General features: G+C 62.2%; 20 protein-coding genes. 7 read left to right on the top strand and 13 right to left on the bottom strand.

The annotated features are described in order from the left end of the window. Window positions 1–342: 342 nt before the first annotated feature. From GCN75_RS20990 to tssF, 4 genes are read right to left on the bottom strand one after another with little or no spacing between them, the layout of a single operon-like run. On the bottom strand, window positions 343–2,589 hold the full coding sequence (locus GCN75_RS20990) for a T6SS effector phospholipase Tle3 domain-containing protein (RefSeq protein WP_152284139.1): 2,247 nt from the start codon (window positions 2,587–2,589) through the stop codon (window positions 343–345). Window positions 2,590–2,612: 23 nt separating this feature from the next. Beyond that, entirely contained in the window at window positions 2,613–5,357 is a 2,745-nt protein-coding gene (locus GCN75_RS20995; RefSeq protein ID WP_152284140.1) for a type VI secretion system Vgr family protein, read from the bottom strand. 47 nt (window positions 5,358–5,404) lie between these two features. Beyond that, window positions 5,405–6,382 (bottom strand): type VI secretion system baseplate subunit TssG, encoded by a 978-nt coding sequence (tssG, locus tag GCN75_RS21000; protein ID WP_152284141.1) that lies wholly within the window; start codon window positions 6,380–6,382, stop codon window positions 5,405–5,407. Window positions 6,383–6,393: 11 nt separating this feature from the next. Further along, complete coding sequence (tssF, locus tag GCN75_RS21005) at window positions 6,394–8,226, bottom strand: type VI secretion system baseplate subunit TssF (RefSeq protein WP_152284142.1); 1,833 nt, start codon at window positions 8,224–8,226, stop codon at window positions 6,394–6,396. A gap of 297 nt (window positions 8,227–8,523) precedes the next feature. On the opposite strand from tssF, the gene GCN75_RS21010 reads away from it, so the two are divergent. The 4 genes from GCN75_RS21010 (at window position 8,524) to GCN75_RS21025 (ending at window position 15,303) form a co-directional block, all read left to right on the top strand. Further along, complete coding sequence (locus tag GCN75_RS21010; RefSeq protein WP_152284143.1) at window positions 8,524–10,764, top strand: serine/threonine-protein kinase; 2,241 nt, start codon at window positions 8,524–8,526, stop codon at window positions 10,762–10,764. Further along, window positions 10,761–11,321 carry a hypothetical protein gene (locus tag GCN75_RS21015; RefSeq protein ID WP_152284144.1) on the top strand — a complete coding sequence of 187 codons (561 nt, stop codon included), beginning with the start codon at window positions 10,761–10,763 and terminating at the stop codon, window positions 11,319–11,321. Before GCN75_RS21010 ends, GCN75_RS21015 begins: the two co-directional genes overlap by 4 nt. A gap of 245 nt (window positions 11,322–11,566) precedes the next feature. After that, window positions 11,567–14,269, top strand: a complete 2,703-nt coding sequence (gene mutS / locus GCN75_RS21020; protein WP_152284145.1) for a DNA mismatch repair protein MutS — start codon at window positions 11,567–11,569, stop codon at window positions 14,267–14,269. Next, window positions 14,266–15,303, top strand: coding sequence for a hypothetical protein (locus tag GCN75_RS21025; protein ID WP_152284146.1), 1,038 nt, complete (start codon window positions 14,266–14,268; stop codon window positions 15,301–15,303). Before mutS ends, GCN75_RS21025 begins: the two co-directional genes overlap by 4 nt. Window positions 15,304–15,493: 190 nt before the next feature. Here the strand turns inward: GCN75_RS21025 and GCN75_RS21030 are convergent, their stop codons facing one another. Further along, window positions 15,494–16,039 (bottom strand): FKBP-type peptidyl-prolyl cis-trans isomerase, encoded by a 546-nt coding sequence (locus GCN75_RS21030; protein ID WP_152284147.1) that lies wholly within the window; start codon window positions 16,037–16,039, stop codon window positions 15,494–15,496. Between the two features lie 93 nt (window positions 16,040–16,132). Here GCN75_RS21030 and GCN75_RS21035 point away from each other — a divergent pair, with 93 nt between their 5' ends. Both GCN75_RS21035 and GCN75_RS21040 read left to right on the top strand, forming a co-directional pair. Beyond that, window positions 16,133–17,254 carry a cupin domain-containing protein gene (locus GCN75_RS21035; RefSeq protein WP_152284148.1) on the top strand — a complete coding sequence of 374 codons (1,122 nt, stop codon included), beginning with the start codon at window positions 16,133–16,135 and terminating at the stop codon, window positions 17,252–17,254. Between the two features lie 353 nt (window positions 17,255–17,607). After that, window positions 17,608–17,862: a flagellar basal body L-ring protein FlgH gene (locus tag GCN75_RS21040; RefSeq protein ID WP_043462404.1), complete on the top strand. Its 255-nt coding sequence runs from the start codon at window positions 17,608–17,610 to the stop codon at window positions 17,860–17,862. Window positions 17,863–18,033: 171 nt separating this feature from the next. On the opposite strand, the gene bamC is transcribed toward GCN75_RS21040, so the two are convergent. The 8 genes from bamC to GCN75_RS21080 all read right to left on the bottom strand — a co-directional run bounded on the left by bamC (window position 18,034) and on the right by GCN75_RS21080 (window position 25,300). Then, complete coding sequence (gene bamC, locus GCN75_RS21045; protein WP_152284149.1) at window positions 18,034–19,227, bottom strand: outer membrane protein assembly factor BamC; 1,194 nt, start codon at window positions 19,225–19,227, stop codon at window positions 18,034–18,036. 81 nt (window positions 19,228–19,308) lie between these two features. Next, complete coding sequence (dapA, locus tag GCN75_RS21050; protein ID WP_152284150.1) at window positions 19,309–20,187, bottom strand: 4-hydroxy-tetrahydrodipicolinate synthase; 879 nt, start codon at window positions 20,185–20,187, stop codon at window positions 19,309–19,311. Window positions 20,188–20,271: 84 nt separating this feature from the next. Beyond that, window positions 20,272–20,844 carry a class I SAM-dependent methyltransferase gene (locus tag GCN75_RS21055; protein ID WP_152258340.1) on the bottom strand — a complete coding sequence of 191 codons (573 nt, stop codon included), beginning with the start codon at window positions 20,842–20,844 and terminating at the stop codon, window positions 20,272–20,274. A 42-nt stretch (window positions 20,845–20,886) separates the two neighbouring features. Further along, entirely contained in the window at window positions 20,887–21,564 is a 678-nt protein-coding gene (locus GCN75_RS21060; protein ID WP_152258339.1) for a site-2 protease family protein, read from the bottom strand. 196 nt (window positions 21,565–21,760) lie between these two features. After that, window positions 21,761–22,384, bottom strand: coding sequence for an L-threonylcarbamoyladenylate synthase (locus GCN75_RS21065; protein WP_077407642.1), 624 nt, complete (start codon window positions 22,382–22,384; stop codon window positions 21,761–21,763). A gap of 38 nt (window positions 22,385–22,422) precedes the next feature. Beyond that, window positions 22,423–23,307: a protease HtpX gene (gene htpX, locus GCN75_RS21070; protein WP_152284151.1), complete on the bottom strand. Its 885-nt coding sequence runs from the start codon at window positions 23,305–23,307 to the stop codon at window positions 22,423–22,425. A 179-nt stretch (window positions 23,308–23,486) separates the two neighbouring features. Beyond that, a complete protein-coding gene (locus tag GCN75_RS21075; protein ID WP_152284152.1) occupies window positions 23,487–24,320 on the bottom strand; it encodes a 3',5'-nucleoside bisphosphate phosphatase in 834 nt (277 codons plus the stop codon). A gap of 101 nt (window positions 24,321–24,421) precedes the next feature. Further along, window positions 24,422–25,300 (bottom strand): alpha/beta fold hydrolase, encoded by an 879-nt coding sequence (locus GCN75_RS21080; protein WP_152284153.1) that lies wholly within the window; start codon window positions 25,298–25,300, stop codon window positions 24,422–24,424. A 218-nt stretch (window positions 25,301–25,518) separates the two neighbouring features. Between GCN75_RS21080 and GCN75_RS21085 the strand changes: the two genes are divergently transcribed. Next, on the top strand, window positions 25,519–26,043 hold the full coding sequence (locus GCN75_RS21085) for a gamma carbonic anhydrase family protein (RefSeq protein ID WP_152284154.1): 525 nt from the start codon (window positions 25,519–25,521) through the stop codon (window positions 26,041–26,043). The last annotated feature ends 2 nt before the right edge of the window (window positions 26,044–26,045 follow it).

A 26,045-nucleotide genomic window follows, 5' to 3' on the forward strand; every position in this document is an offset into this window, starting at 1 on the left:
CATCTCGTCATTCGAATTCGGTTTAACCAACCCTAGCATCCAAAGCAGTTCCCACTGTGTTGGGTAATCCTTACGCTGCAAAGGATTTAGCCATTGCAAACCAACGACTTGGGCCATGAATGGCCGCGCAATTGGGGTAGGAGCATTTGGAGCTACAGATACCATGTTTGTGCTTGTAGACGTACGCAATCGTACACAGGCTGACAGAATCAAAACAATCAGAAACATACCTAGTCCATAAAAAAATATAGATCTAACCACGGCACAGCCTCCAATAAAATTAGAACGACTTTGACTTTGCAATACACTGAAAATAAAATTTCCCGCCATAAAGAATTGGTTTTAGCCAAATGCTCGTTCACCGGAATTGGGATGCGAATCAAGCGCAGGGTTTTCTCGCACATCAACTATCGATGCAGGAAGGCTCCCATCCCCACCGGTTAGCTGCGTCCATTCCATGATGGTCACCTGATAGAATTTCCCTTCAATAAAATATTCCTCAAATAATTTGGCTGACTCTTCTTTACTCAGCACCTCCAACAACCTCCAATCCGCCGCCACCCGCAACTTGCGCAACTGGTCGGCCTTGATACGGCACACGCCCACCGCCACGTCATACGCGAGCGCCCGCTCCGCGTGCATGGGATTGGTCAGGATGGAGGAATGGTCGGTGGCGTAGGCGCCCGCCTGGCTGGCCATCATTTCGCCGATGCGCGTGCTGCGCCATTGCTGGTAGCCGGCGTCTGGCGTGACGTTGGGCATTTCCTGCTGGACTTTCTGGCCAGCCGGACTTTTCCCTTCCCGCACCGCCTGGGCGCGTATCACCGCGCGCTGTTCGAACCGCAAACGCGCTTCGTCGTCGGCCGTGCCCCTGGCGCTGTCCATGCGCCTGGCCTCGTCTTTTCCCGCCTGCCCCTGCAAACCGCCAGGCGGGATGGCATGATCGGCAAGGTAATCGTCGCCGGCAGCGCGCTGCTTGCCCGCCTGGCGCGATTCGCCGGGCGGATCGTAGCCTTCGTCGAATTCCTCGCTGGTCTGGCCAAAGCGCAAGGACTGCGGCTTGAATGGCGAAACCAGGTCGGGGGCGCGCAGTTCGATTTTCCAATCCTTGTGGGGCGAGGCATTGCAGGGGCTGCGGGCCAGGCCCGTCATCACGATGAGCAGGGGCGCCAATCCCACCGTCAGGATGGTGGAAAAGGCGCCTTCGCTGGCCTCGACGCCCTGCTTGACGGAGTACGACGCATATTTCTGCGCCGGAAACCAGAAGTCCTTGCCGCCCGGCGCAGGCTTGCGCCAGTGATCGGTCCAGTAGTGATAGCTGCCTTGCTTGCCCACCTCGAAACCCTGGGCAAACACGCGCTGCACGCACACGCCTGCCGCCTCGGTGGCGGCCAGCTCGCCGCCGTCCTTGCTGTCCTTGTCCAGCGAGCCCGACAGGCCGCGCCAGCCGATGCCCTCGATGGCCACGGACGACACCACCACGTCGTGCGGATTGCAATAAATGGTCACCCTGCCATACGATGACTTCTTGCCGCCGCGCGCGGCACCCGCAATCCCGTATTGCTCACGGTCTTTGGCAGCGGAAAAACCATGCTGCAGGTTGGCCATGCAGCGGTCGATTTCCTCGTCTGTCTGCAGCTCGCCCAAGGTGGCGCGCTGGCGGATGATGGCAAAGAAGTTTTTCAAGGTGGCTATGCGCGCCTGCACCGTCACCCTTCCCATGCTGCCGTCCGCCGCGCGCAGATTGCTGGCCACCCAGTTCTCGGAGCTATTGCGTTTCGCCAGGCTGTACGGCGAATTGCAGATGACGTAGTTATCGGCCACGCAGGGAACGCCATCCACCTTGGGCAGGCCCGCGCCGAGAAAGGCGGCTGCCATCGCCACCATCGTGCCCTGGCTGTGGCACACGATGGTGACCGGCACGTCGGCCTGCTGCTGGCGGATGGCTTCCACCAGCCTGGCCAGGCGATAGGCGGCCAGCACGAAATACGGGCGCGGCGGGCAGCTGTACACTTGCCGTTCCGGGAAGGGATTCATGTGCTGGATCTTGTTCCACAAAAATAAATCCTCGCTCAGCCCCTCCTTCCACAGGTCGGCCAGCGCGCTGCAGCCATTGGCAAACGGGCCGCCGCCCCAGTAATCCTGTTCATTCAGGTAGATGCCCTTGCCGTATTTCTGCAGTTCTTCGCCGGACGCCTTGTAGCCCCAGCGAAAGCGGATCACGGGAGAAAACGTGCCGGCGTCGCGGATCAGGGTATCGGCCGACATCTCCGGATGGAGAAAGCCTTCGGCCGTGATCTCGGCGCCATAATTGACCGCCTTCAGTTCGCCGCCTTCCACGCCACGGTGCTGCATATGATGGCAGGAACGCTTGAGGCGCTCGTTGAGGCCGTTGCACAAGCCCTCTTCGGCCGCCGCGTACCACTCGCCGTCGGAATTGACGCCGTGCACGAAGATCATGATGCCGGGCAGCGGCAGTTGCTGCAGCGTGTCCCGGTCGCTGCTCTGGAAATTGGCGTTGCAGGAAAACTGGCCGAGGATATCGATTTGAGGGTCGTCGCACAGCGGCGGGTGGGGATCAAACTGCATGGCGCGGTCTCCAAGGTCGGATTTCAGGAACGGCGGCGGAAGAAGAATCCCTTCAGCCGCTGCAGATGGTCGGTTGCCAACTTCGGCCCGCGCCCATCGGCATCGCTGACGCCCGTCAACGGACTGTCGCCTTCGCGCTCGATGTGCACTTCCACGCCTTCGACGGGCAAGCCGTCGGTGGGGCGCAGCAAGCGCGGCACGCGGCCCAGCTCGCCTTCGCCGAAAGTGGGCAGCTCGCCTTTCATGCTGGCCGGACCATTCCAGTGGTGGCCATCGGTTTTGACCGTCAGCGCACCGGGACCGCCCAGTTCGACCGTGCCGCCGGACAGTTTCAGGTAGGCGCCGCCCGCCGTCATGAAGGTGATCTCGTCCTGTGCCACGCCGACCAGGCGCGTGCCTGCCGTCAGGCGGATGTCCTTGGCAGCGTCCGCCTGCAACAAATCATGCTGGCTTTGCAGCAGGAACTTGCCGAAATGGGCCACCTGCACGATGCCATCCTGGTGCGCGAACAGGGAAATACCCTTGCCCGCGTTGACGTTGCAGCGCTGGGCCGCGCTCAGTTGCAGATGCTGCTGGGCTACCAGGTCGATATTCGCACCCGCGTTGCCAGCGATGGTCCTGGGCGTGCTCAGCGCCACGCCCTCGGGCGCCGTGATGCTGATGGCGGGCTGGTCGGCGGTGATGGCGGCCCCCAGCGCCTTGCTGCCGGCCGCGTCCAGCGCCAGCGCCTGATGTTGGGCGGCAAACTCGCCCAAGGAGCTCAACAATTCCAGACATTCCTTCATCACGGCGGCATGCTCGCTGCCGTCAAGCTGCTTGCCGCTGGCGCCCAGCTGTTTCCAGGCCGAAATCAGCAGCGAGCGAGCCGTGCGCACGCTGCCGCTGGCGTCGCTGCGCAATTCAAAGCCGTCGCCGCGCTGCTGCCCTGCCCCATCGCTGCGCGGCTCGGTCAGGTAGCCGAGGTTCAACTGCGTGGCCGCCTGGTCGCTGGCCAACTGCGCGCTGATCTGCGATGGCGTATCGTCAAAGCACAGCTGGTTGCCGCGCCCGCCCCGCACTTCGCGGCTGCGCATGCCGGACAGGTAACGGTTGCCAGGCAAGGCGCCGCGCGCGCTCAGGCCCGGCGGCGCGCCCACGGCGTTGTACAGCTGGCCGACGATGATGGGCCGGTCCGGGTCGCCGCCGAGAAAATCGATCAGCACTTCCGCGCCGATGCGCGGCAAGGTCACGGTGCCGCATTGTGTGCCGCTGCCCGGGCCATTGCCGCTCCAGTTCGATGCCACGCGCACCCAGGCCGAATCGCGCTCCGTATCGGAGGCGCCTGTACCGTTGGCATGTGCGTGGTCCGGCGCGCGCGTGGCGCCAAAACGCACCTTGACCCTTCCCAGCGCATCGCAATGCACCTCTTCGCCGGCAGGCCCCACGACCAGCGCGCTTTGCAGGCGCACGACGGGGAATTCGCTGCGCGGATCAAAGGCAGGGACGATGGCGATGCCGCGCCGCACGCAGGTAAAACGGTTGCGGTAGCGCAAGGCCGCCTGGCCATCGGCGCCTGCCCTTTGCGCCAGATCAATATCCCACTGCCAGCCGCTCTGCGCAAACAGGCGCCCCACTCGCGCCTCTAACCCTGTCGGCAAGTTGTTGCTGGCCGCCACGCTCAAGGCCGTGAGGACGAAACTGCGCTCGGCGGCCGGGTGGCTGTCGATGTCGGCATGCCCTTCCAGGCTGAACCATTGGCCCGCGCAAAAGTCGCGCACGCAGCCTTCGCCCTGGAAGCACTTGCTGTCCATATCGTGGCGCGCCATCGCCAGCTGGCCCAGTTGCCGCAAGTCGTCATTGCTGCCGGCGGCCAGCGGCGGCTCCACGATATAGTCGTCAAGACTCGCTGCCAGGCGGTTGCCATTGCTGCCCTGATCCACGCTGCCGTGTGACTGCGTGGCCATGAACTGCGGGCTGTGCGGGTGGCCATCGTCCCAGCTGTAGCGTTCGGACTTTCCCGGTTGCAACCGGCGCACGGCGCTCCAGGCCGTCACGGCATCCCTTTCTTCGGAGGCATCATCGCGGTGATAACGCACCGTGCCGGCCGCGTTGTGCGCCAGGCGGCTGGCGTCGTCGAACAGCAGCAGGGTATGCACGGGCGTGGCAGCGGCGTTCGGGCCGGCCGGCGCTCCCGCCTGGAAGCACCAGGCGATACCGCGGCGCCGGAGCAAGCGGCGGATAAAGGCGGCATCGGATTCATTGTGCTGCATCGTGAATTCGCGCGCAGGCAGACTGCGTGCCGCCAGCGCCGCATCGATGGCAAGATCCAGGCTGGCGGCGAGCACGCTATTGCCCTGCCGCCATTCGTCAAACAGAAGTTGGACAATCTGCAATTCATGTTTGTTGCGAAACACGCGCGTGTTGATGCGTTTTTCCAGCAATGCCAGGCCATCGCGCAGCACCAGCTGATAGGTGGCCAGGCCGCCATCGCTTTGCCCGGCACACGCTTCGGCGACGATGCCGCAGACCCTGCGCAGCCGTCCCTGATCGGTAACGATCTGCAATTCGGCCGGCACGGCGATGAACTGTTTCAGCGGCAGCTGCGCCTCGGTGGCCACGCACAGGATGCGGTATTCCAGGCCGCCGCAGATGGCCTCGCTGCCGCTGATGCGCTGCGGCAGCAAGACATCGTCGTTAATGCCTTCCGGGTAAGCGAGGCGCAGCCGCAAGGCGCGGTTGCTTGCATTCAAATCCTTGTTCACGGCCAGCCATTGCGCGAAGTCTTCCATGGGTTTCTTCCTTCCAGCATTCATCGGAGTACGGCATACAGGCGGTCTCAGGCGGAACCCTCGAATCGCAGCTCGTAATGCATGTCGTCACGCTCACGGGCCGGCAATTTGTCGGCCAGGAAGGCATCCTCGGCCAGGCAGGCGCCCTTGCCCAGGACACATGTACGAACGTCTTCCCGGCGCAGCACCAGGCGTATTTCAAAGCTCATGCAGGGCAAGCCAAACAGCGCCAGCATCTGGCGCAGGGCCAGCGCACCGGGCCGGCCGGGCAAGAAGTCTTCGTAGGCGCGGCGTGCCAGCGGCCCCAGCACCAGGCGCACGCGCAAGTCGGCGCGCCGGCAGCGCTCGCCCAGCATGGCGCCGTGCCCCAGCCGGGCAGGCGCCGTGGCCAGCACAGCGCGCTCCTGCGGCGCGCGCCGGAACCAGCTGCCAACAAAACGCTGCAAACGCACGGGCACGCCGAAATACTCGGCCAGCACCGCCTGCAGCACGTCGGCCGCCACGGGCCGGTGGCGCAGCAAGGCCGCGTAATGGGCCAGCACATGCGCAGGCAAACCATCCGCCTGCCTGGCCACCTCGGCGGGCCAGGCGCCCGCCAGCGCCAGTTGCAAGGGCAGGAAATCGCCGCCGTCGGCGTCCTGCTGGCATTCGATGCGGTAGCGGGCCCAAGCCTGATAAAACAGGACCAGCGCCCGGTGCGACAAGGTATCGAGCCAGTCACGGGGACCACCATCGCCCGTCTGCCGCTCGTGGCGGGCCAGCGTTTCCGTGTAATGCAGCGGCATACTGCCATGCACGCCCAGGAAGCCGACCATGGCTGCGCGCACATGCACCTGCGTCTCGCCGTCCGCCTGCGATTCCAGCCACAGCTGTTCGATTTCTCCCGGCGCAAACGACAGCGACGCGCTGCCATGCAGGCGCAGGCAATCGCGAAACACTTGCTCCTCTGAAATGCCTTGCTGCATCATCCAGGCACACAACAAGCGCACCGCCTGAAAGAAACCGGTGCCGGACGGATCGGCCATCAGGCGCGCGATTACACCAGCGTCTGGCTTCCATTGCGGGGCAGACAACACAGCAACTCCTTTCCAGTCTTTTGCGACAGGACGATCAGGCGGGTAAACGAACCCAGGTGCACGTACAGCCCGAGAAAGCGCTCGATGACCTGGGCAAACGCATGCAAGCCGCTGCCGACAAAGGCGTCCTCGTCGACGGACAGCAGCACGTCGATGCCGAAGACCAGGCTGCCGCCCGCCTCGTCGTGCAGCCAGGTACTGGCGGTGCGCTGGCGCAATCCGCTCATGCCCGCGATCTGGCGCGCGGCACTGGCCGAACCGGGCAAGTTGTACAACTCGAGTATTTGCTTGAAGAGCGGCAAGCCCTGTTCATTCAGCGACTGATGATTGAGGGACAATTGCGCGATCAGCCGCCAGTGCGACGCCGCGCCCGCAGGGAAACGGCAAGGCGTGCCAGGCTTGCGCAGCAGGCGCACCGGCAAGGCGCTGGCGACGCCGTCATGATGCAGGTCGCCCGCGGCATTGCCGAACACCAGACGGCCCGGCAAGTCGCGGTTGCTGCAGGTCAGCATGATGGATACCGTTTGCGTCGCATCGTGCAGCGGCTGCATGGCGCCGTCGACAAAGGCGATACGCATGTCGTAGCCGGGATTGCTCAACGCCATGTCCTCGTCGCGCCGCGTCACCCAATAGCGCCCCTGGCGTCCGCCCGCCTCGCCATGGCGCATCGAATAAAACGGGTGGAATGCATCGACCGTGCTGCCCTGCGCCGCTTCACCTAGCACATGCACGCTGTCGACGCTGTGGATATCGTAGCAATGCGCCTGCCTGACCGATGGCAGCAGCACATGGTCGGCGCTCGCGTGCGTCAGGCGGATGGGATTGGCCGCCTGGCGGAACAGGTTGACGACAGGCGTGCATCCCGGCACCAGATGCCTTGCGGACAAGGGGCGCAAGATGCGCGCGACATCCGCATCGGCCTGCACGTCGGCCAGCAGCAAGTGCACGGTGCAACGCCGGCAGGCCAACGGCAACAATGGGCGCAGCGCGGCCAGGTCCAGGTCGACGAAATGGAATTTTTCCGGAAAGGCAAACCATTCGCCCAGCAGGCGGTAAGCGGGATGCGAGGCGGCCCGGGCCGGTATCAATGCATCCTCGTCGGCAAAACCAACCGGGTGCAAGGGCACCGCGTCCAGCGCCTGCCAGACGCCATCGGCTTCCACATAAGCGCTACGGGTGCGCAGGAACAGGCTGTCGCGCAGCGTGGCGCAAAACGCAGGCTCGCCGTCGAGGAACAGGCGCAGCATCGGCAGCGGTAACTCCGTCAGCGAGGTTGTGGCGCCCGTCGCTTCAAGCGTGATGCTGATTGCCGCCCCCAGATCCGGCGCCAGGCGCACTGCGGGCGGCGCCCCCACGATGGACTGGAAGCGCACGTCGGACAGGCGCAGCGGCGCCACGACGACATCGTACGCAGTGGTGAATTTGCAGGTGACGCCCTGATGCTCCGCAGCATGCATGACCGTTCCGCGCGCAATGGTGGCCAGTTCGGTCACCGTTCCAAGGTCATTATCGATGCGCGCAATGGCGCAGGCAGGAAACGGGCGCAAATAATGAGGAAAGTTCACCTCCAACAAGGTTTCGCTGAAAGTGCCGAAGCCATCGGCCAGCCGCTTGGCCGTGCGCGCGTTGAACATGGCAAACGCTTGCAGCATGCGCGCCAGGTGCGGGTCGCCCATGTCGCCGCCCAGGAGACCCAGTGCGCCGGCGATGGCAGGATAACGCCGGGCAAACACCTGGTTGTGCGCATGCAAGGTGCCCAGTTCGCGCTCGTAATACTGCAGCAACTCGTCCATGCCCGCTCCCATCGCCTGATCGGCACATGCCGGTACAGCCCCGTCTGCATTATCAAGGAAGCGGGAACGATGAAAATTGAGTTTGAACAAGATTGCGCGCAGACGTCAGCAAGGAATGCCTTCCCGGCGCAGGCAAAGCAACTTTTGTTCACTCCTTGTCAATATTAATTGACTTATTCGAAACAATCGTTTTAAATCAGGAAGTTACTCAAAATCAATCATCTTGAGCATGCCGACATCGAATTGTTCCTTTTCGATGCTGGATGTCCACGTTGATGCACTCTGAAGCCAAGGTATATGGAACTGCTCGACTCCCTGCGTCAGACCCCGCCGCAAGACGACACGATCAGCGGGCACTACGAAGTGCGCCGCTTGCTGGGTGAAGGCGGTTTCGGCCATGTATTCGAAGCCTGGGATGCCAAGCTGTGCCGTAGCGTGGCGCTGAAACGGCTGAAACCGCAAGCCGACGTGCTGCATCCGGAAAAACTCATCAATGAAGCGCGCCTGGCCGCCTCGCTCAAGCATGCGGCCTTCGTGCGCATTTTCGCCATCGAGGGCCAGGGCACGAGCCAGTCCATCGTCATGGAACTGGTCGAAGGCCAGACCCTAGGCCAGTTCATGCACAGCGGCAAGGCTGACTTGCAGGGGGCGCTCGACATCGCCTACCAGATCGCCGACGCCATGGACGAGGCGCACGCCATGGACCTCGTCCATGGCGACCTGAAACCGTCGAACCTGATGCTGGAGGCAAGCGGCAAAGTGCGTATCCTCGACTTTGGCCTGGCCCGCCACATCGACCCGCAAGCGACGCAAACGACCACCCTGTGCGACTTGCAGGGCACCATCGCCTACATGGCGCCCGAGCGCCTGATGGGCCGCCTGCCCGACACGCGCGGCGACGTGTATGCCTTGGGCGCCATGCTGTACGAAATGCTGGCCGGCCAGCGCCACTTCGCCCACCTGAACGGCCTGGCCCTGGCCGCCGCCCACATGCAGGCGACGGAACCGTGGCCCGACCTGCTCGACTCCGTCCCGCCCGCCATCAACGCCCTCGTGCGCGCGATGACGGCGCACGACCCGGCCGAACGGCCACGCACGATGCGCGATGTACGCGAGGCGATAGGCGCGCAACGCGGGGAGCCGCTCACCTTGGCCATGCCCGTTGCCGACGAGCCGCCTGCAAAGGAAGAACCACCCACCACCGTCTCCATCCACCTGCCCCTGCCCCGCAAGCGCACCCTGAAATGGGGCGCGGGCGTGGCGCTGCTGGCCGTACTGGCGGGATGGCAACTGCCCAATATCATTCCTGCCGTCAAATCGTTCGTCACGGGTGAAAAAGCGCCCGCGCCGTATTCGGAAATGGCCAGCATGGCGGCGGGGATGGAGGCGTTGCGGGTGTTTGACCGCGATACGAGCCAGGCGCAGGCGATCGAGCAGTTTTCCACTGTACTGAAACATAATCCCAGCAGTGCAGCAGCGACAGCCGGACTATCCATCGCCTACAGCCAACGTTATGTTGGTAACGGCCGCGACGAGACATGGCTGCAGCGTGCTGACGCCAGTGCACAGCAGGCGTTATCTTTGGACAACCAGTTGGCGCTGACACATGTAGCACAAGCCTGGGTGCATGAACTGAAGGGTCGCCCTGACGCAGCACTGAGCGCCAGCGCCAGCGCACTCAACCTCGATCCACAAAACTTGCTGGCGCTCGTAGGCAAGGCACGGGTATTGATGGCCACAAAACAATTTAATCTGTCACAATCGACCATTGATAGTGCGCAACATCTATATCCACAAGAGCGCCTATTCCAGTTACTTCAGGGGATGGTGCATTACCGTCAAGGTAATTATAAGGATGCCGAAAATGCCTTCCGCAAGGCAATTGAGCTCGATCCACAATCATCGAACGCCTATGCTTATCTAAATGCCGTCCTGCTGCGTCTAGACCGCAACGATGAAGCATTGCGAGTCCTGCAGCAAGGTTTGCAGATCCAGCCGCACTGGGAGCTGTATAACAATCTTGGCACATCGTTGTTTGCCAAAGCCGATTATCTCGGCGCCGTGGAAGCGTTCAAGAACGCCGTATCTTCCAGCAAAGGCAGTCCAAATACCTATCTGCTATGGGCCAACTTAGCCGACGCACAACGGTGGATTCCAGCGCAAGCCGCAATGTCGAAAGATTCCTATCGGCGTGCCATCTCCCTACTAACTCCCGTACTGCAACGGAGGCAGGATAATGCAACCTTTCACTCCCAGATGGCACTGTACCGCGCCTATATCGGCGAGACTCAGGAAGCGTTGGCAAGACTAAAACACGCCTTAGAAATATCCGGCGACGTGGCAGACGTGCAGTTCCGTGCTGCACTGACCCATGAACTGATCGGCAACCATGGCGAAGCTCTGGCAGCGCTACAGCAGGCGGCCAAGCTTGGTTATCCCCTCAATCTGATCGAAACGGCACCTGATCTATTGAACCTCAGGCGAGATGCTCGCTACCAGCAGTTTATTATTAACCTGAAAAGAGATCGTAAAACATGACGCATGTAAGCCCCTGGATGAAATTATCCGTACATTTTGATGCAGACCAGACCAGCAGCGAGTTGGACTACAAATTTACCTCCTGCGACGGCACGGCAGATCCCCGCCACGGCGAATATATGGGAGGCGTACACTTCCAGCAAGGACAGCACGTCTATATCGATATCAATTGCTGCGGCTCCAAGAAAAGCGGCTTCACCTCGTTTCAGATCATCGATTGCAGCATTGTTACCATTCCACAACTGACGCAAATCGGTCCGAATGTGCCGACCGTTTACGCGGCACCGTCGCCATTCCTGCAAGCTGTCGGCGCCGTCTATCCGCTGCAGCTGGATTTCGAATCCCAATTGCTGCCGCAGGACCCTGAACTGCCCGACCTGCGCCGTATTCGCCAGGAATGGAAACATTCACTCGACGTGGGGCACACGAAAGGCCGCTGGGAACTGTCTTTCGTCCTGACCGTCCGCATACTACGTGGAGACAACGTACAGCCTGAACTGCGCGTCTTTGCCTTCGACCCTGAAAGCTCGGTAGGCGGTTCGCTGGACATGGGCTAAGCCTGCTCTGGCAGGCAACGCGACCCCGCAGCTATAGCGCTGCCACCGAAACAGCCCCTAGCCGCGCCCCCACCGGCGCGGCTTTTTCACATCCGCACGCAATACGCCGCCCCGCCCGCCGAAAGCGGTAAAATGACGGCCTTGAACCCAAGCTCCGCCCTCTGGCGCGGCCTGGCACGCACACAGCACCACACACAGCCCGGCAGGCATGCGTTTCCCGCCGCCGGACCAACGACAAAGAACACATGACCACCGTCCCAAAAGAAATCAACGCCGCCGCGGCAAAGAAAAATTCGGCTGAAAAGCTTACTCCCATGATGCAGCAATATTTAGGCATCAAGGAAAACCACCCGACGATGCTGGTGTTCTACCGCATGGGCGATTTCTACGAGCTGTTTTTCGAGGATGCGGAAAAAGCCTCGCGCCTGCTGGGCATTACCCTGACGGCGCGCGGCGTGGCCAGCGGCAACCCCATCAAGATGTGCGGCGTGCCGTTTCATTCGCTGGACGGTTACCTGGCCAAGCTGGTCAAGCTGGGCGAGTCGGTGGCCATTTGCGAACAGATCGGCGACCCGGCCACCAGCAAGGGCCCCGTCGAGCGCAAGGTCATGCGCGTCGTCACGCCGGGCACCCTGACCGATGCGGACTTGCTGCCAGAAAAGGCCGAGCGCCCGCTGCTGGCCATGTGCAGCATCACGCAGCGCAAGACGGTGACAACGGGCCTGGCCTGGCTGTCGCTGGCCAGCGGCGCCTTGAAACTGATGGAGTTTTCCGGCGACAGCGCCACCGTGGCAGTGCGATTGCAGCAGGAGCTGGAACGCATCGTGCCCGCCGAAATCCTGAGCGGCGACAATGGCAGCCTGTTCGACGACTACGCGGGCACGCACATCAACCGCGTGCCGGACTGGCATTTCGACGTGGTGGGCGGCCACAAGGCCCTGCTCGACCAGCTGGGCGTGGCGACCTTGACGGGCTTTGGCGCCGATGGCCTCGGCGCCGCGTTCGGCGCGGCCGGCGCCCTGCTGCGCTATGCGCAATCGACGCAGGGCCGCGGCTTGCAGCACGTGCGCTCCTTGACGACGGAAACGGAAAGCGAATTCATCGGCCTGGATGCGGCCACGCGGCGCAACCTGGAGCTGACGGAAACCATCCGCGGCCAGGAATCGCCCACCTTGTTCTCGCTGCTCGATCATTGCCGCACGGCCATGGGTTCGCGCATGCTGCGCCACTGGCTGCACCATGCGCGGCGCGACCAGAACGTGGCCCGCGCGCGCCATGAAGCGATCGCAGCGCTGGCGCAAAGCGAAGCGGCGGGGCCCCTGGCCGCCACCCTGGCGCAAGTGCCCGACATCGAACGCATCACCACGCGCATCGCGCTGCTGTCGGCCCGTCCGCGCGACCTGGCCGCCCTGCGCGACGGCCTGCTGCAGCTGCCGGCCCTGCGCGGCGACGTGGTGCGCTGCTACAGGGGTGAACAAGGCGGCCAGGGCGGCGAATCCGGCTTGCTGGCCGCCATCCACGGAGCGCTGGCCACGCCGACCGCCTGCCTGGACTTGCTGGTGCGCGCCGTGGCGCAGGAACCGGCCGCCATGGTGCGCGACGGCGGCGTCTTTGCCACCGGCTTCGACGCGGAACTCGATGAATTGCGCGCGCTGTCGGAAAACGCGGGCCAGTTCCTGCTCGACCTGGAAACGCGCGAACGCGCGCGCACGGGCATCGCCAACCTGCGCGTCGAATACAACAAGGTGCATGGCTTCTACATCGAAGTCACGCACGGCCAGACGGACAAGGTGCCGGACGACTACCGTCGCCGCCAGACCCTGAAAAACGCGGAACGCTACATCACGCCCGAACTCAAAGTGTTCGAGGACAAGGCCCTGTCGGCGCAAGACAAGGCCCTGGTGCGCGAAAAACTGCTGTACGACCTGCTGCTGGCCGAGCTGGCGCCGCACATCGGCACCTTGCAGACCATCTCGCAAGGCCTGGCCCAGCTCGACACCCTGAACGCGCTGACGGAACACGCGCAGCAGCACAACTGGGCCGCGCCGCAGCTGGTCGACGAGCCGTGCATCAACATCGTCGAAGGCCGCCACCCCGTGGTGGAAAAGCAGATCGAGCGCTTCATCGCCAACGATTGCCGCTTCGTCAACGACCGCCGGCTGCTGCTGATCACCGGTCCGAACATGGGCGGTAAATCGACGTTCATGCGGCAAGTGGCCTTGATCACCCTGCTGGCCTACGTGGGCAGCTACGTGCCGGCCGCTTCCGCCACCATCGGCCCCATCGACCGCATCTTCACGCGCATCGGCGCCACCGACGACCTGGCGGGCGGACGCTCGACCTTCATGGTGGAAATGACGGAGTCGGCGGCCATTCTGAACGGCGCCACCGAGCATTCGCTGGTGCTGATGGATGAAGTGGGCCGCGGCACCTCGACCTTCGACGGCCTGGCGCTGGCGTGGGCCATCGCGCGCCATCTGATCGATACCAGCCGTAGTTTCACCCTGTTTGCCACGCACTACTTTGAGCTGACGCAACTGCCGGACAGTCACCCGAGCGCCGCCAACGTGCACCTGTCCGCCGTCGAGCACAAGGACAGCATCGTCTTCCTGCACGCCGTGCAAGCCGGTCCCGCCTCGCAAAGCTATGGCTTGCAGGTGGCGCAGCTGGCTGGCGTGCCGCAGCCCGTGATCAAGGCGGCGCGCAAGCACCTGGCGCGCCTGGAAGCGCAGGCGCTCGACGCCACGCCGCAGCGCGACCTGTTCGCGCTGCCCTCCGCAGATCCGTATGCGCAAGAGGAAGAAGAGGAAGCGGCAGCGCCGCTGGCCGCGCTGAACGCGGCGCAGCAAGCCCTGCTCGACGCCATCGCCGACCTCGATCCCGATGCGCTCACGCCGCGCGATGCGCTGGAACAGCTGTACCAGTTGAAACGGCTGGCCGCCGCATGACCACGCGGCACGGCACCTGGCGCTTGCTGGCCGCCGGCTTGCTGGCTGCCAGCCTGCCATGGCAGGCGGCGCTGGCCGGTCCGGGCGACCAGGCCGGCTTCGAGTTTGCCGTGCTGGGCCATTCCTTCAACGCGGGGCCGGACGACGGCCCCCTGAAAAAAGCCATCGCCGAGACCAGCGCCTTCAATGCCTCGTTTGTCGTGGCCACCGGCATCAAGGCCGCCAGCGAATCGTGCAGCGACAAGCTGTACAGCCAGCGCAAGGAAGTGCTGGACGCCAGCGGCCCGCCCCTGATCGTCTCGCTGTCGGCCAGCGACTGGGCCAACTGCCGCAATTCGCGCGGCAGGGTCAACGCCATCGAGCGCCTGAACCGCTTGCGCGACGTGTATTTTGCCGATGACCAGAGCCTGGGCCAGCGCAAGCTGACCCTGTCGCGGCTATCCTCGACGGCCAAGTTCCGCAGCTATGCGGAAAATGCCCATTGGGAATACGGCGGCGTGCTGTTTGCCACCATCAACCTGCCCGCGAATAACAACCATTTCCTGCCAGAAGCGGGACGCAACAGCGAGTTCGAAGACCGCCTGGTCGCCAACCGCTCTTGGCTGCAGCGCTTGTTCGCCATGGCGCAGCGCAAGCAGCTCGACGGCATCGTGCTGTTTTCCGACGGCGAGGTGGGCGTGCTGGACGAGGACGACAGTTCGCTGCTGCCCAGCTTCAGCTCGAAACAGGATGGCTTTGCCGGACCGCGCAAGCAGATCCGCACCCTGGCAAAGAAATTCAGCGGCAAGGTCTTGCTGGTCGATACGCAGCGCACTGGCGATGCGGATGGCAAGGAAGGAAAGAATAAAAAGGCCGCGGCCAGGACAGGCGGGCCGAAAATCAGCTGGAAAGGCAACCTGGGCCACGTCAGCATCGACAACGACTGGTCCGCCATCGCCGTACGGCCCGGCAAGACCCCATTCTTTGAGGTGCGTCAACGCGCTACCCGCCCATCGGCGCAGGCGCGCGCCAGGGCATCGACTGTGCGCCGTTAGCGCATAAGCAAACAGGCCGGCATGTAGCCGGCCTGTTTTCATTCAAGCAGCGTCACGCCCAACAGACGTCACGACGCCTGACAGAACCGTAGCGAGCGGCAGTGATTTGTGGCCGAGAAGCGCAACCGTACTCCAGTACGGTGAGCATCGCCGGCCGCGCCCCGCTGCGCGCAGCAGGTTTGCTCAGGTGTTAGTGAATAGGGTGGGTGCGGAAGTGATCGCCCTCTTCGCCGTCATCTTCGTCATCGCCATGGTCATGGCCGTGTGCGCCATGCACGTGGCCATGGGCGATTTCTTCTTCGGTGGCTTCGCGCACGTCAGCGACGGTCAGCGAGAAGCGCAGCGCGATGCCGGCCAGTGGATGGTTACCATCCAGCACGACCTTGTCGTCGGCGATATCGGTGACCGTGAAGATCATCGCCTCTTCGTCCGGCGAATCGCTTTCCGGCATGCCTTCGAACTGCATGCCCACTTCCAGCGGCTCAGGCAGGCGATTGCGTGGCTCGACCTTGACCAGGGCTGGATCGTATTCACCGAAAGCATCATCCGGTTCGATCTGGATCGTGTTGGAATAGCCAACTTCCTTGCCGTCGAGCTCTTCTTCGATCTTCGGCAGGGTGTTTTCATAATCACCGTGCAGGTAGACCATCGGCTGACGGCCGTCTTCGATCAGATTGTCTTGCGCGTCTGACAGTTTGTAGTTGACAGTCACGACCGTATTTTTGGCAATCTTCATTATGCTTCCTTTCATTGTATAAGCTGGCAAATTATACCTTCACGCCGCCAACGGCAGGCGCATTCCTGCATTTCCGGTTGTTATAATGGGCGCATGAAAAAATTAACTCTCCTCGGCGATATCACGCCGGCGCAATTCCTGCGCGACTACTGGCATAAAAAACCCTTGTTGATCCGTCAAGCCGTGCCTGGCTTCAAGGCGCTGTTCGATTTCAAGGCCCTGGCCGAACTGGCCACCCTGGACCACGTCGAATCGCGCCTGGTCAGCCATGCGGATGGCCACTGGAACATGCAGCAAGGTCCGCTGACCAGCCTGCCATCGCTGAAACAGAAGGAATGGACCCTGCTGGTGCAGGGCGCCAACCTGCACAGCGCCAAGGCCGACGCCCTGCTGCGCCAGTTCCGTTTCCTGCCCGATGCGCGCCTGGACGACCTGATGGTCAGCTTCGCCACCGACGGCGGCGGCGTGGGCCCGCATTTCGATTCCTACGACGTGTTCCTGCTGCAAGGCCAGGGCAAGCGCCACTGGCGCATCGGCGCGCAGAAAGACCTGAGCCTGATCGACGGCTTGCCGCTGAAAATCCTCAGCAACTTCACGCCCGACGAAGAATTCACCCTGGAACCGGGCGACATGCTGTACCTGCCGCCCCACTACGCGCACGACGGCGTGGCCATCGGCGACTGCCAGACGTATTCGATCGGCTTCCGCTCGCCATCGTTCCAGGAACTGGGCGAAGCCTTCCTGCAATTCATGGCCGACTCGATCGACTTGCCCGGCATTTACAGCGATCCCGACCTGAAAGCGTCAGGCAAGCCGGCGGAAATTCCCCGCGAGATGCTCAGCACCATCACGGAAGAAATGAACAAGGTGCGCTTCACGGAAGAAGACGTGACCATCTTCCTGGGCGAACACCTGTCTGAACCGAAGCACAATGTGTTTTTCACGCCGCTGTCCAAGCCGCTGACGGTGGGCCGCTTCGCGGACGCCGCACAGAAAAAGGGTGTCGTGTTGTCGCGCAAGACCTTGATGCTGTATCGTGGCAAGAACGTCTTCATCAATGGCGAATCGTTTGCTATTGGCAAGGCCGACAAAACGACACTGGAAACCCTGGCCAACGAACGCGCCCTCGATGGTGCCGCCGTGGCCCAGGCTTCCGATGACGTGATGGATGCGTTATATACCTGGTATCAGGATGGCTGGATCGAACTGGCCTGAATGCCCGTTGCGTAGCAAAGTGGTATTACAGTAGATGAAATAACAGCATCTGCGCTAGCGCAATGAAACATATTATTTTTATATCGTTTTGTCGCGCTTTCGCAAATCGCTTACACTTGCTTGCAATTTGCTTCGGCAAATATTGCGATATCACAAAATAGTTGCGAATTTGCCTCTTGCTCCTATTGCGACGCACCAAAAATCGCTATAATATTCGGTTAGGAAGTTTCCGTTGTCTGGCAGGCACCACCTGGTACGAAAAGCCTTCGAAGACGACCTAACGAGCGATAATTACCGGTAATTATTCATCGCAACAATATTGGTTTATTTTTTGAAATAATTAAGGAAAACAAATGAAAAAATCCCTGCTGATCGCCTCCCTGATGGTTGTTGCTCTGGCTGCTTGCAGCAAAAAAGAAGAAGCTCCTGCACCAGCACCAGTAGTTGAAACCCCAGCACCAGCACCAGTAGTTGAAGCTGCTCCAGCTGCTGCTGCTGACGCTGCTGCTTCGGCCGCTACCGACGCTGCTGCTGCTGCTTCGGCTGCCGCTTCGGCCGCTACCGACGCTGCTTCGGCTGCTTCGGCTGCTGCATCGGCTGCTAAGTAATTTAGCACCCTGCACTAAAGAAAGCCGGCCTTTGGGCCGGCTTTTTTGCGTCCCCTGTTTTATCCCCGAGATAAAAGCCAGGACTCGGCAATAAAAAAGGCTGACCCGGTTTCCCGGGCCAGCCTTTTTTATTGCCGAGGCAGGTTGTGACGCCTGCCGCGTATATCGCGCTTACTTCAGCTGGTCATTCAGCAGGCCCAGGATCTTCTCGGCCACTGGCGAGATATCGGGCTGGCCTTCATTGCTGAGGATGCTGACCAGGCTGGTCGAGCCATTGCCGGCCTTGACCAGGACGCGGTAGCGCTGCGCTTCCTTATCCTTGTCGGACGACGAGCCCCAGCTGAACAGTTTCGAGAAGAAACCATCTTTCTTGACTGCATCCGGATCGACGTAACGCACGAAATACGTGCCTTGCGTGCGGTCGCGGTCTTCCACGGTGAAGCCGACACGGTCCAGCGCCAGGCCCACACGGCGCCAGGCGCGGTCGAAACCTTCATCGACTTCGATGGCGCGCGCCGGCGTGGCGGCATCGCCCACCAGCTTGGCGTGCTGCGGCTGCACGATGGCGGCGTCCACGGCCGTCTTCGCTTGAGCATCGTCGCTGGCCGCGCCCAGGCGCGTCATCAGCTTGGCCAGGAATTGCGCTTCCAGGCCCGGATCGTTCGGGCGCGCCGTCCAGGTGGTGGTTTCCTTGTCGCGGCCCGTTACGACCTCTTCCACGCCGCGGTGGCTGATGTAGATTTCGGTCGAACCGTCGGCCAGGCGCTCCACGCGGGTACGGAACTTGTCTTTTTCACCCGTCGAGTACAGCGAATCGAAGGCCTTGCCGATGGTGCTGCGAATAAAGTCCTGCGGCACCTTGGCGCGGTTTTCGTTCCACTCGGTTTCCATGATGCCAGCCGTCGGCTGGTCGATGGCGATGGTAAAGCCCGAATCTTCCCAGAACTGCTTGAGTTGCGGCCACAGCACTTCAGGCGACTGCTTGACGACCAGCCAGCGCTGGTTGCCCGCGCGCTCGACCTTGACGCCGCCGGCCGTGACGGGCACGACGCCCACCGTGCCGTCCGCGCCCACGACGACGGGCGTGCCCGCCGTGGCGTTGCGCTGCGCGTTGTAGCCGGAAGCCGTGGCCACGCCGTTTTTCGCATCCGGCAGGGAGTAGCGGTTGTCCTGCTGCAATTGCGTCAGGTCAGGCGGCACGTCCAGGGTGCCGGCTTTCTTGACCGACTTGTAGTCGACCTTGTCGCCGCCGACTACCGAACTGATCATGCCGCAGCCCGCGAGGCTGGCTGCGACGGCGCCGATGACGATGCCGCGGACGGCGATGGTGGCAGGCGCCGGTTTGGTTTTCTTGCAATTAGTCATGTCGTAACTGGATAAGAAGCTAAGTAGCAGCTGGAATCAGGGAAGGTCCGGACTGGTCAAGCCCGGGCTTAAAGGTTCGGCTTAAGGCAGGATACCGGCGTCGCGCAAGGCATCGCGCACGGTGGCATGGCAATTCTCAGCCAATGGCACCAGTGGCAAGCGTATGCCGGCCGGCATCAGGCCCATTTCGGCCAGCGCCCATTTGACGGGCACCGGGTTGGGCTCGACAAACAATTTCTGGTGCAAAGGGAAAACTTTGTTATTGATGGCAATGGCCGTGGCACGTTCGCCCGCCATGGCTGCCACGCACAGTTCGTGCATGGCGCGCGGCGCAACGTTGGCCGTCACGGAAATGTTGCCGTGGCCGCCGCAGAACATCAGCGCCATGGCCGTCGGATCGTCGCCCGAGTACACGGCGAAGTCCGCTGGAACCAGGCGCAGCAGGTCGATGCCGCGGCCGATATTGCCGGTCGCATCTTTCACGCCGACGATATTCGGGATGGCGGACAGGCGCACGATGGTCTCGTTGCTCATGTCGGCAACGGTACGGCCTGGCACGTTGTACAGGATGACGGGAATGTCGACGGCTTCGGCGATGGCCTTGAAGTGCTGGTACATGCCTTCCTGGGTAGGACGGTTGTAGTACGGCACAACTTGCAAGACAGCATCGGCGCCCGCTTCTTTCGCGTAGCGCGTCAGTTTGATGGCCTCGGCCGTGGAGTTGCCACCGGCGCCGGCGATGATAGGAATGCGTCCCTTGGCATGTTCGACGGTCAACTGGATCAGTTCGCAGTGTTCTTCCACGCTGACCGTTGCCGATTCGCCCGTCGTGCCAACGATGACGATGCCGTCCGTACCCTCGGCGATATGCCAGTCGATCAGCTTGCGCAGACCTGGAAAGTCCAGACTGCCGTCTGCGTACATCGGGGTGACGATTGCTACAATGCTGCCCTTGATCATAGTAAGTTTATAGCGCCGATAAATAAAACAACGATTGTAGCGGATAGCCCGCGCCTGTGGTGCATTCTGACATAGTATGGCCGCTCAAAACGTTGGCAGCAGGGCTGCCAACCGTGGAAAATCCGGCCGGACGGCACAAATTCGTTGCACCAGAGCAGCTTTTGGCTGTTCCACGCGTCCATCCTCATACGCTACCACACGCAAGCCCTGCTGCACCGCCCAGGCCAGCATTTCGCCTTCCTTCAGCAGGAATTTCGGATTCGACGGCTTGCCGAACTGCTCATTGCCTTCAGCAAAGGTTTCATACAGCAGCACGCCATCGGGCGCCAGGCTGGCCACCATGGCTTCCAGCAGGGGCCGGTGCAGATAATTGGTGACGACGATGCCGGCAAAGCGGCCCGCAGCGAACGGCCACACGGCGCCCGGCGCTTCCAGGTCCACCAGCGAGGTGGTGATGCCCGTGCCGGCCGCTTTTTCCAGCATTTCCGGATCGTGGTCGAGCGCGATCACGGGGTGGCCCAGGGTCACCAGGTGGCGCGCATGGCGGCCTGCGCCGCAGGCCAGGTCCAGCACTTCGCCGCCCGGGATCAATGGCGCCCAGCGGCGCAGCCAGCCGGAAATCGCTTCGGTTTCTATTGTTGGTTCAGTTACTTGCATCGCTACTTCCATCAATTATTTGCATACATCCAGTTGCGGGCATCAAGTCAACAGGGCCGTCAGGGGCGTGACCAGGGTGACAAAAATGCCGATGACAAATTCGATTGCCGCCAGCAGGGCGCGGTTCAGAATGCCCGTGTACATCAGCAGCACCAGGGCGCCGAACACGTACAGGCCGTAGCGCTCGATGCTGGCGTAGGGACGCGCCAGCTGCATCGGCAGCAAGCCCGTCATGATGCGCCCGCCATCGAGCGGCGGCACGGGTATCAGGTTAAACACGAACATGGCCGCATTCACGCTGACGCCGGCGCCGGCCATCTTGCGGAAAAACATGCCCATTTCCGTCGGCGGCAGCACGCTGAGCACGACGAAGGCGATCATCCAGCCCAGGCCCATGACGAAATTGGCGCCAGGGCCGGCAAACGCCACCCAGGCCATCTGCTTCTTCGGATTGCGCAGGCGGCTGAAATCGACGGGCACGGGCTTGGCATAGCCGAACGGCACCTGGATCGTGAAATACAGTATCAAGGGCAGCAGGATCGTGCCGAAAGGATCGATATGCCGGATGGGATTGAGGCTCAGCCTGCCCTCGTTCGACGCCGTGGGATCGCCGAAATAGCGGGCGGCGTAGCCGTGCGCCGCCTCATGCAGGGAAATGGCAAACAGCACCGGCACCAGGTACACCGCAACGGTCTGGACTATCGTATTGAAATCGCTCATGACCGCGATTCTACCAGAGGCATCCCAGCCCCTTTCTTATGTTGCCATTAAGAACACCTGCCAAAACCTACTGCGCGTCGCGATTTGCGGCCTGCGATGCTCACTGTGCCAAAGCACAGTTGCGCTTCTTAGCCACAACTCGCTACCGCTCGCTACAGTTTTGTCAGGCGTTGTAAAGATAGGTAAATGCAATCTCCTACAGACCCAGCACGGCCGGGTCGCCACGCCCCACGCGCACCACTTCCGGCTCCGGCCCCGTCAGATCGATCACGGTGCTGGGGCCATGCGCGCAGACGCCGCCGTCGACGATCAGGTCGACCAGTTTTTCCAGGCGCTCGCGGATGGTGTCGGCGTCCGTCAGGCTGTCTTCGTCGCCGGGCAAGGTCAATGTGGCGCCCAGCAGCGGCTGGCCCAACTCTTCCAGCAGGCATTGCACGATGCGGTGCTGCGGCACGCGCAGGCCGATGGTCTTGCGCGAAGGATGGCTGAGGCGGCGCGGCACTTCCTTGGTCGCTTCCAGGATGAAGGTGTAGGCGCCCGGCGTGGCCGCCTTGAGCAGGCGGAACTGACGGTTGTCGACCCGGGCATACACGCCCAGCTCGCTCAAGTCGCGGCACAGCAAGGTTAAATGGTGCTTTTCATCCACGCCGCGGATGCGGCGCAGGCGCTCGACGGCGCCCTTGTCGTCGAGCTGGCACACCAGCGCGTAGCAGGAATCCGTGGGCAAGGCCACGACGCCGCCGGACTGGATGATCTGCGCCGCCTGCTTGATCAGGCGCAATTGCGGATTGTCAGGGTGAATATGGAAGAATTGACTCATGTGTAAGCGTTCTGGCGAACCAGCTTGTTAAGTTAGCATTATTGTACGCCGCGCAGCGCGGCAATACGTTGCTCGATAGGCGGATGGGTGGCAAACAGCGCGCCCCAGCCGCCATTGCCGCCGCTGATGCCCAGCGCCTGCATCGATTGGGGCAATTCGCCCGGCTGCACGCCGCCCAGGCGGGCCAGCGCATGCATCATCGGCGTGGGGCTGCCCAGCAGCTTGGCGGAACCGGCGTCGGCGCGGAATTCGCGCTGGCGCGAGAACCAGGCCACGATGATGGACGCGAGCAAGCCGAAGATCACTTCGCACACCATCACGGTGACGAAATAGCCGATGCCGCGTCCGCCGCCTTCGCGGTTGTTATTTTTCAGCAGCACATTGTCGACAAAGAAACCCACCACGCGGGCCATGAAGACGACGAAAGTATTCACCACGCCCTGGATCAGGGTCAGGGTCACCATGTCGCCATTGGCCACGTGGGCGATCTCGTGGCCCAGCACGGCTTCGACTTCATCGCGGTTCATGCTTTGCAGCAAGCCGGTGGACACGGCCACCAGCGCCGAATTCTTGAAGGCGCCCGTGGCAAACGCATTCGCGTCGCCTTCGTACACGGCCACTTCCGGCATGCCGATGCCGGCCCGCTCGGACAGCGCGCGCACGGTGTTGACCAGCCACAATTCCGTCGACGAGGTCGGGTTGTCGATCACGCGCGCACCCGTGCTCCACTTGGCCATGGGTTTACTGATCAGCAGCGAAAAGATCGACCCCGTAAAGCCCACCACCAGCGAAAACACGAGCAGGCTGCCCAGGTTCAGGGTACTGCCGCGCGCCGGATTGCCCACGCCCAGCAAGCTGAGGACGAGCGACAGCACCAGCATCACGGCCAGGTTGGTTGCAATAAAAAGGACGATACGTTTCATGGGCGATGGCTCCGGAAAACAAGAATAACTAAAAGATAAGTGTGCTGTCGCGACTTTTCAAGCCCGAGCACATCCTGCAATGAATGCCTAAGAAAATCGTCGCGAGCGGCAGTGATTTGTGGCCGAGAAGCGCAGCTGTACTTGAGTACAGCGCGCCGCGCAGCAGATTTTCAACGGCATTAGAACCAGTCGTGCCAGATGGGCGTCACGTTGGCTGGCAATGGCGGCAGCATGGCAAAATCCACGCGCGACTCGCCTGGCGCATGGAAGTCCGTGCCGCGCGAGGCGAGGAAGCCGTAGGCATTGGCCAGTTGCGCGTATTCCGGATACTGGTCCGGACTGTGGCTGCCCGTGACGACTTCGATGGCAACGCCGCCCAGCTGCTTGAACTCGTCGAAGAGCACACCTTGCGCCATGTCGCTGAAGCGGTAGCGGCCCGGATGGGCAATGACGGCCACGCCGCCCGCGCCGCGTATCCAGCCCACGGCTTCGGCCAGGGTGGCCCAGCGGTGCTCGACATAGCCAGGCTTGCCTTCCGACAGGTATTTCTTGAACACGTCGGGAATATTCGCGCATTTCCCCGTTTCCACGATGTAGCGGGCAAAGTGCGTGCGCGACATCAGGTCCGGGTTGCCGACAAATTTCAAGGCCCCTTCATACGCGTCCGGGATGCCGGCCAGGTCCAGCTGGCGGGCGATCTCGCGGCCGCGCGCGTCGCGCCCGGAACGCGTGCGGTGCAAGCCCTGCACGAGACCCGGATTGTTTTCATCGACTTGCAGGCCCACGACGTGCACGGTTTCGCCGGCCCACGTAATGGAAATTTCCACACCGGCCACGAAGCGCATGCCCAGGTCCAGCGCGGCCGTGCGCGCAGCGGCGACACCGGACACTTCATCGTGGTCCGTCAGCGCCCACACGTCGACGCCCGCCTTGCGGGCGTGGGCAGCCACGGCGGCCGGTGACAGCACGCCGTCGGAAATATTCGAATGACAATGCAGGTCGACTTTAAGCATGTGAAAACAATACCCTGCACGGGCTCAGCATGGAAGAAGGTTTCATTGTACGCTGCTTGCCCGATAAGGAAGTCGCGTTAGCGACACAGTTGCCCCGTGGCTTACTGCGCCAGGAAGGTTTCCACCAGGCGCGCCAGCGCTTGCGGCTGATCATGATGCAGCATATGGCCCGCATCCGCCATCATCTCGCAGCGCACATCCTTGATGCAGGCCAAACGCCGGTCGATCTCGATGCGCGCCTCGTCCTTTGGCCCCATCCATTGCCACATATTGGTATCGTCGGCCTCCACCCACAGCACGGGCGCCGTAATGCGGCGCCAGCACGCCATCACTTCGTCCACCTGGTACAGGATGGGATTGACCCGCTTGTGCTGCGGGTCACCCATGATGTCCCACTCGCCCGCCTCGTTCTGCGCCGACCAATGCTCGGCCAGGAAGGCCGCGCGCGCGTCCGGCAGGCGCGGATTGGTCTTTTGCAGGCGCTCGGCCACGGCCTTTTGCGTGGGATAGCTGCGCATGGCGGGCGGCTCGCGCAACTCGTCCAGCCACTTGGCGTAGCGGCCCGGCGCCTGCTCCGGCTTCGTCGCCATCATGCCGAAGCCTTCCAGGTTGATGAAACGGCTGATGCGTTCGGGCCGCACGCCCGCGTACAGGCCCGCCACATTGGCGCCCATGCTGTGGCCCAGCAGGTTGACGGGCGCATCGGGCGAGTAATGCAGCAGCATGGCGTCCAGGTCGGCCAGGTAGTCGGGGAACCAGTAGGTATCGGACTGCGTGTAGTCGCTGAGGCCAAAGCCGCGCCAGTCGGGCGCGATCACGTGCCAGTCGCCCGCCAGTGCGTCGACGACGAACTGGAACGAGGCAGCCACGTCCATCCAGCCGTGCACCATGAACAGGATGGGCGCGCCGTCGCGGCCCCAATGGCGCACATGCGTGCGGGCGCCGCGGATGTTGATGAATTCGGAACGGGAAAGTTTCATGGGTTTCATCTCATTGCCTGCCTTGAAAGTGGCGCGGATGGCGCCACATGCTGTGTCTGTAGATAATGCGGGCATAAAAGTACGACCGTTCGATAATTATAGCGGATCGGCGCCGGCCTTGGGCGCGGCCGTCAAGACTTGTCACGCAACAGCGTAAAATAGCGTACATTCCAGCGTCCGGCCATGCCCGGCGCTTCCACTACCGCCACAGGCTAACGATGACACTCTACCAATTGGGCGCCGATGCGCCGCAGATTGACGCTTCCGCTTTTGTTGCCGACACGGCCAATGTGATCGGCAAGGTGACCCTGGAAGCGAATACGTCCGTATGGTTCGGCGCCACGATCCGCGGCGACAACGAACGCATCACGGTGGGCGCCAACAGCAATGTGCAGGAAGGCGCCGTGCTGCACACGGACCCGGGCTACCCGCTGGACATCGGCCGGAACGTGACCATCGGCCACCAGGCGATGTTGCATGGATGCACGATCGGCGATGGCGCCCTGGTCGGCATCCAGGCCGTGATCCTGAACGGCGCCAAGATCGGCAAAGGGTGCCTGGTCGGCGCAGGCGCCCTGGTCACGGAAGGCAAGGAATTTCCCGACAATATGCTGATCATCGGCTCGCCGGCGAAAGCCGTGCGGGCCCTGACGGCAGACGATATCACCAGGCTACAAGGCAACGCCGTGAACTATGTGCAGCGCGGCCAGCTATTTAATACGCAACTCAAGAAGATTGGATAAAA

Origin of the sequence: Janthinobacterium violaceinigrum (assembly GCF_009208555.1) — a bacterium.
Classification (GTDB): domain Bacteria; phylum Pseudomonadota; class Gammaproteobacteria; order Burkholderiales; family Burkholderiaceae_D; genus Janthinobacterium; species Janthinobacterium violaceinigrum.

Bases quoted from the DNA above. Each gene is read 5' to 3' on its own strand.
- GCN75_RS20990 (WP_152284139.1), bottom strand. From the start codon at position 2,589: ATGCAGTTTGATCCCCACCCGCCGCTGTGCGACGACCCTCAAATCGAT.
- GCN75_RS20995 (WP_152284140.1), bottom strand. From the start codon at position 5,357: ATGGAAGACTTCGCGCAATGGCTGGCCGTGAACAAGGATTTGAATGCA.
- tssG (WP_152284141.1), bottom strand. From the start codon at position 6,382: ATGGCCGATCCGTCCGGCACCGGTTTCTTTCAGGCGGTGCGCTTGTTG.
- tssF (WP_152284142.1), bottom strand. From the start codon at position 8,226: ATGGACGAGTTGCTGCAGTATTACGAGCGCGAACTGGGCACCTTGCAT.
- GCN75_RS21010 (WP_152284143.1), top strand. From the start codon at position 8,524: ATGGAACTGCTCGACTCCCTGCGTCAGACCCCGCCGCAAGACGACACG.
- GCN75_RS21015 (WP_152284144.1), top strand. From the start codon at position 10,761: ATGACGCATGTAAGCCCCTGGATGAAATTATCCGTACATTTTGATGCA.
- mutS (WP_152284145.1), top strand. From the start codon at position 11,567: ATGACCACCGTCCCAAAAGAAATCAACGCCGCCGCGGCAAAGAAAAAT.
- GCN75_RS21025 (WP_152284146.1), top strand. From the start codon at position 14,266: ATGACCACGCGGCACGGCACCTGGCGCTTGCTGGCCGCCGGCTTGCTG.
- GCN75_RS21030 (WP_152284147.1), bottom strand. From the start codon at position 16,039: ATGAAGATTGCCAAAAATACGGTCGTGACTGTCAACTACAAACTGTCA.
- GCN75_RS21035 (WP_152284148.1), top strand. From the start codon at position 16,133: ATGAAAAAATTAACTCTCCTCGGCGATATCACGCCGGCGCAATTCCTG.
- GCN75_RS21040 (WP_043462404.1), top strand. From the start codon at position 17,608: ATGAAAAAATCCCTGCTGATCGCCTCCCTGATGGTTGTTGCTCTGGCT.
- bamC (WP_152284149.1), bottom strand. From the start codon at position 19,227: ATGACTAATTGCAAGAAAACCAAACCGGCGCCTGCCACCATCGCCGTC.
- dapA (WP_152284150.1), bottom strand. From the start codon at position 20,187: ATGATCAAGGGCAGCATTGTAGCAATCGTCACCCCGATGTACGCAGAC.
- GCN75_RS21055 (WP_152258340.1), bottom strand. From the start codon at position 20,844: ATGCAAGTAACTGAACCAACAATAGAAACCGAAGCGATTTCCGGCTGG.
- GCN75_RS21060 (WP_152258339.1), bottom strand. From the start codon at position 21,564: ATGAGCGATTTCAATACGATAGTCCAGACCGTTGCGGTGTACCTGGTG.
- GCN75_RS21065 (WP_077407642.1), bottom strand. From the start codon at position 22,384: ATGAGTCAATTCTTCCATATTCACCCTGACAATCCGCAATTGCGCCTG.
- htpX (WP_152284151.1), bottom strand. From the start codon at position 23,307: ATGAAACGTATCGTCCTTTTTATTGCAACCAACCTGGCCGTGATGCTG.
- GCN75_RS21075 (WP_152284152.1), bottom strand. From the start codon at position 24,320: ATGCTTAAAGTCGACCTGCATTGTCATTCGAATATTTCCGACGGCGTG.
- GCN75_RS21080 (WP_152284153.1), bottom strand. From the start codon at position 25,300: ATGAAACTTTCCCGTTCCGAATTCATCAACATCCGCGGCGCCCGCACG.
- GCN75_RS21085 (WP_152284154.1), top strand. From the start codon at position 25,519: ATGACACTCTACCAATTGGGCGCCGATGCGCCGCAGATTGACGCTTCC.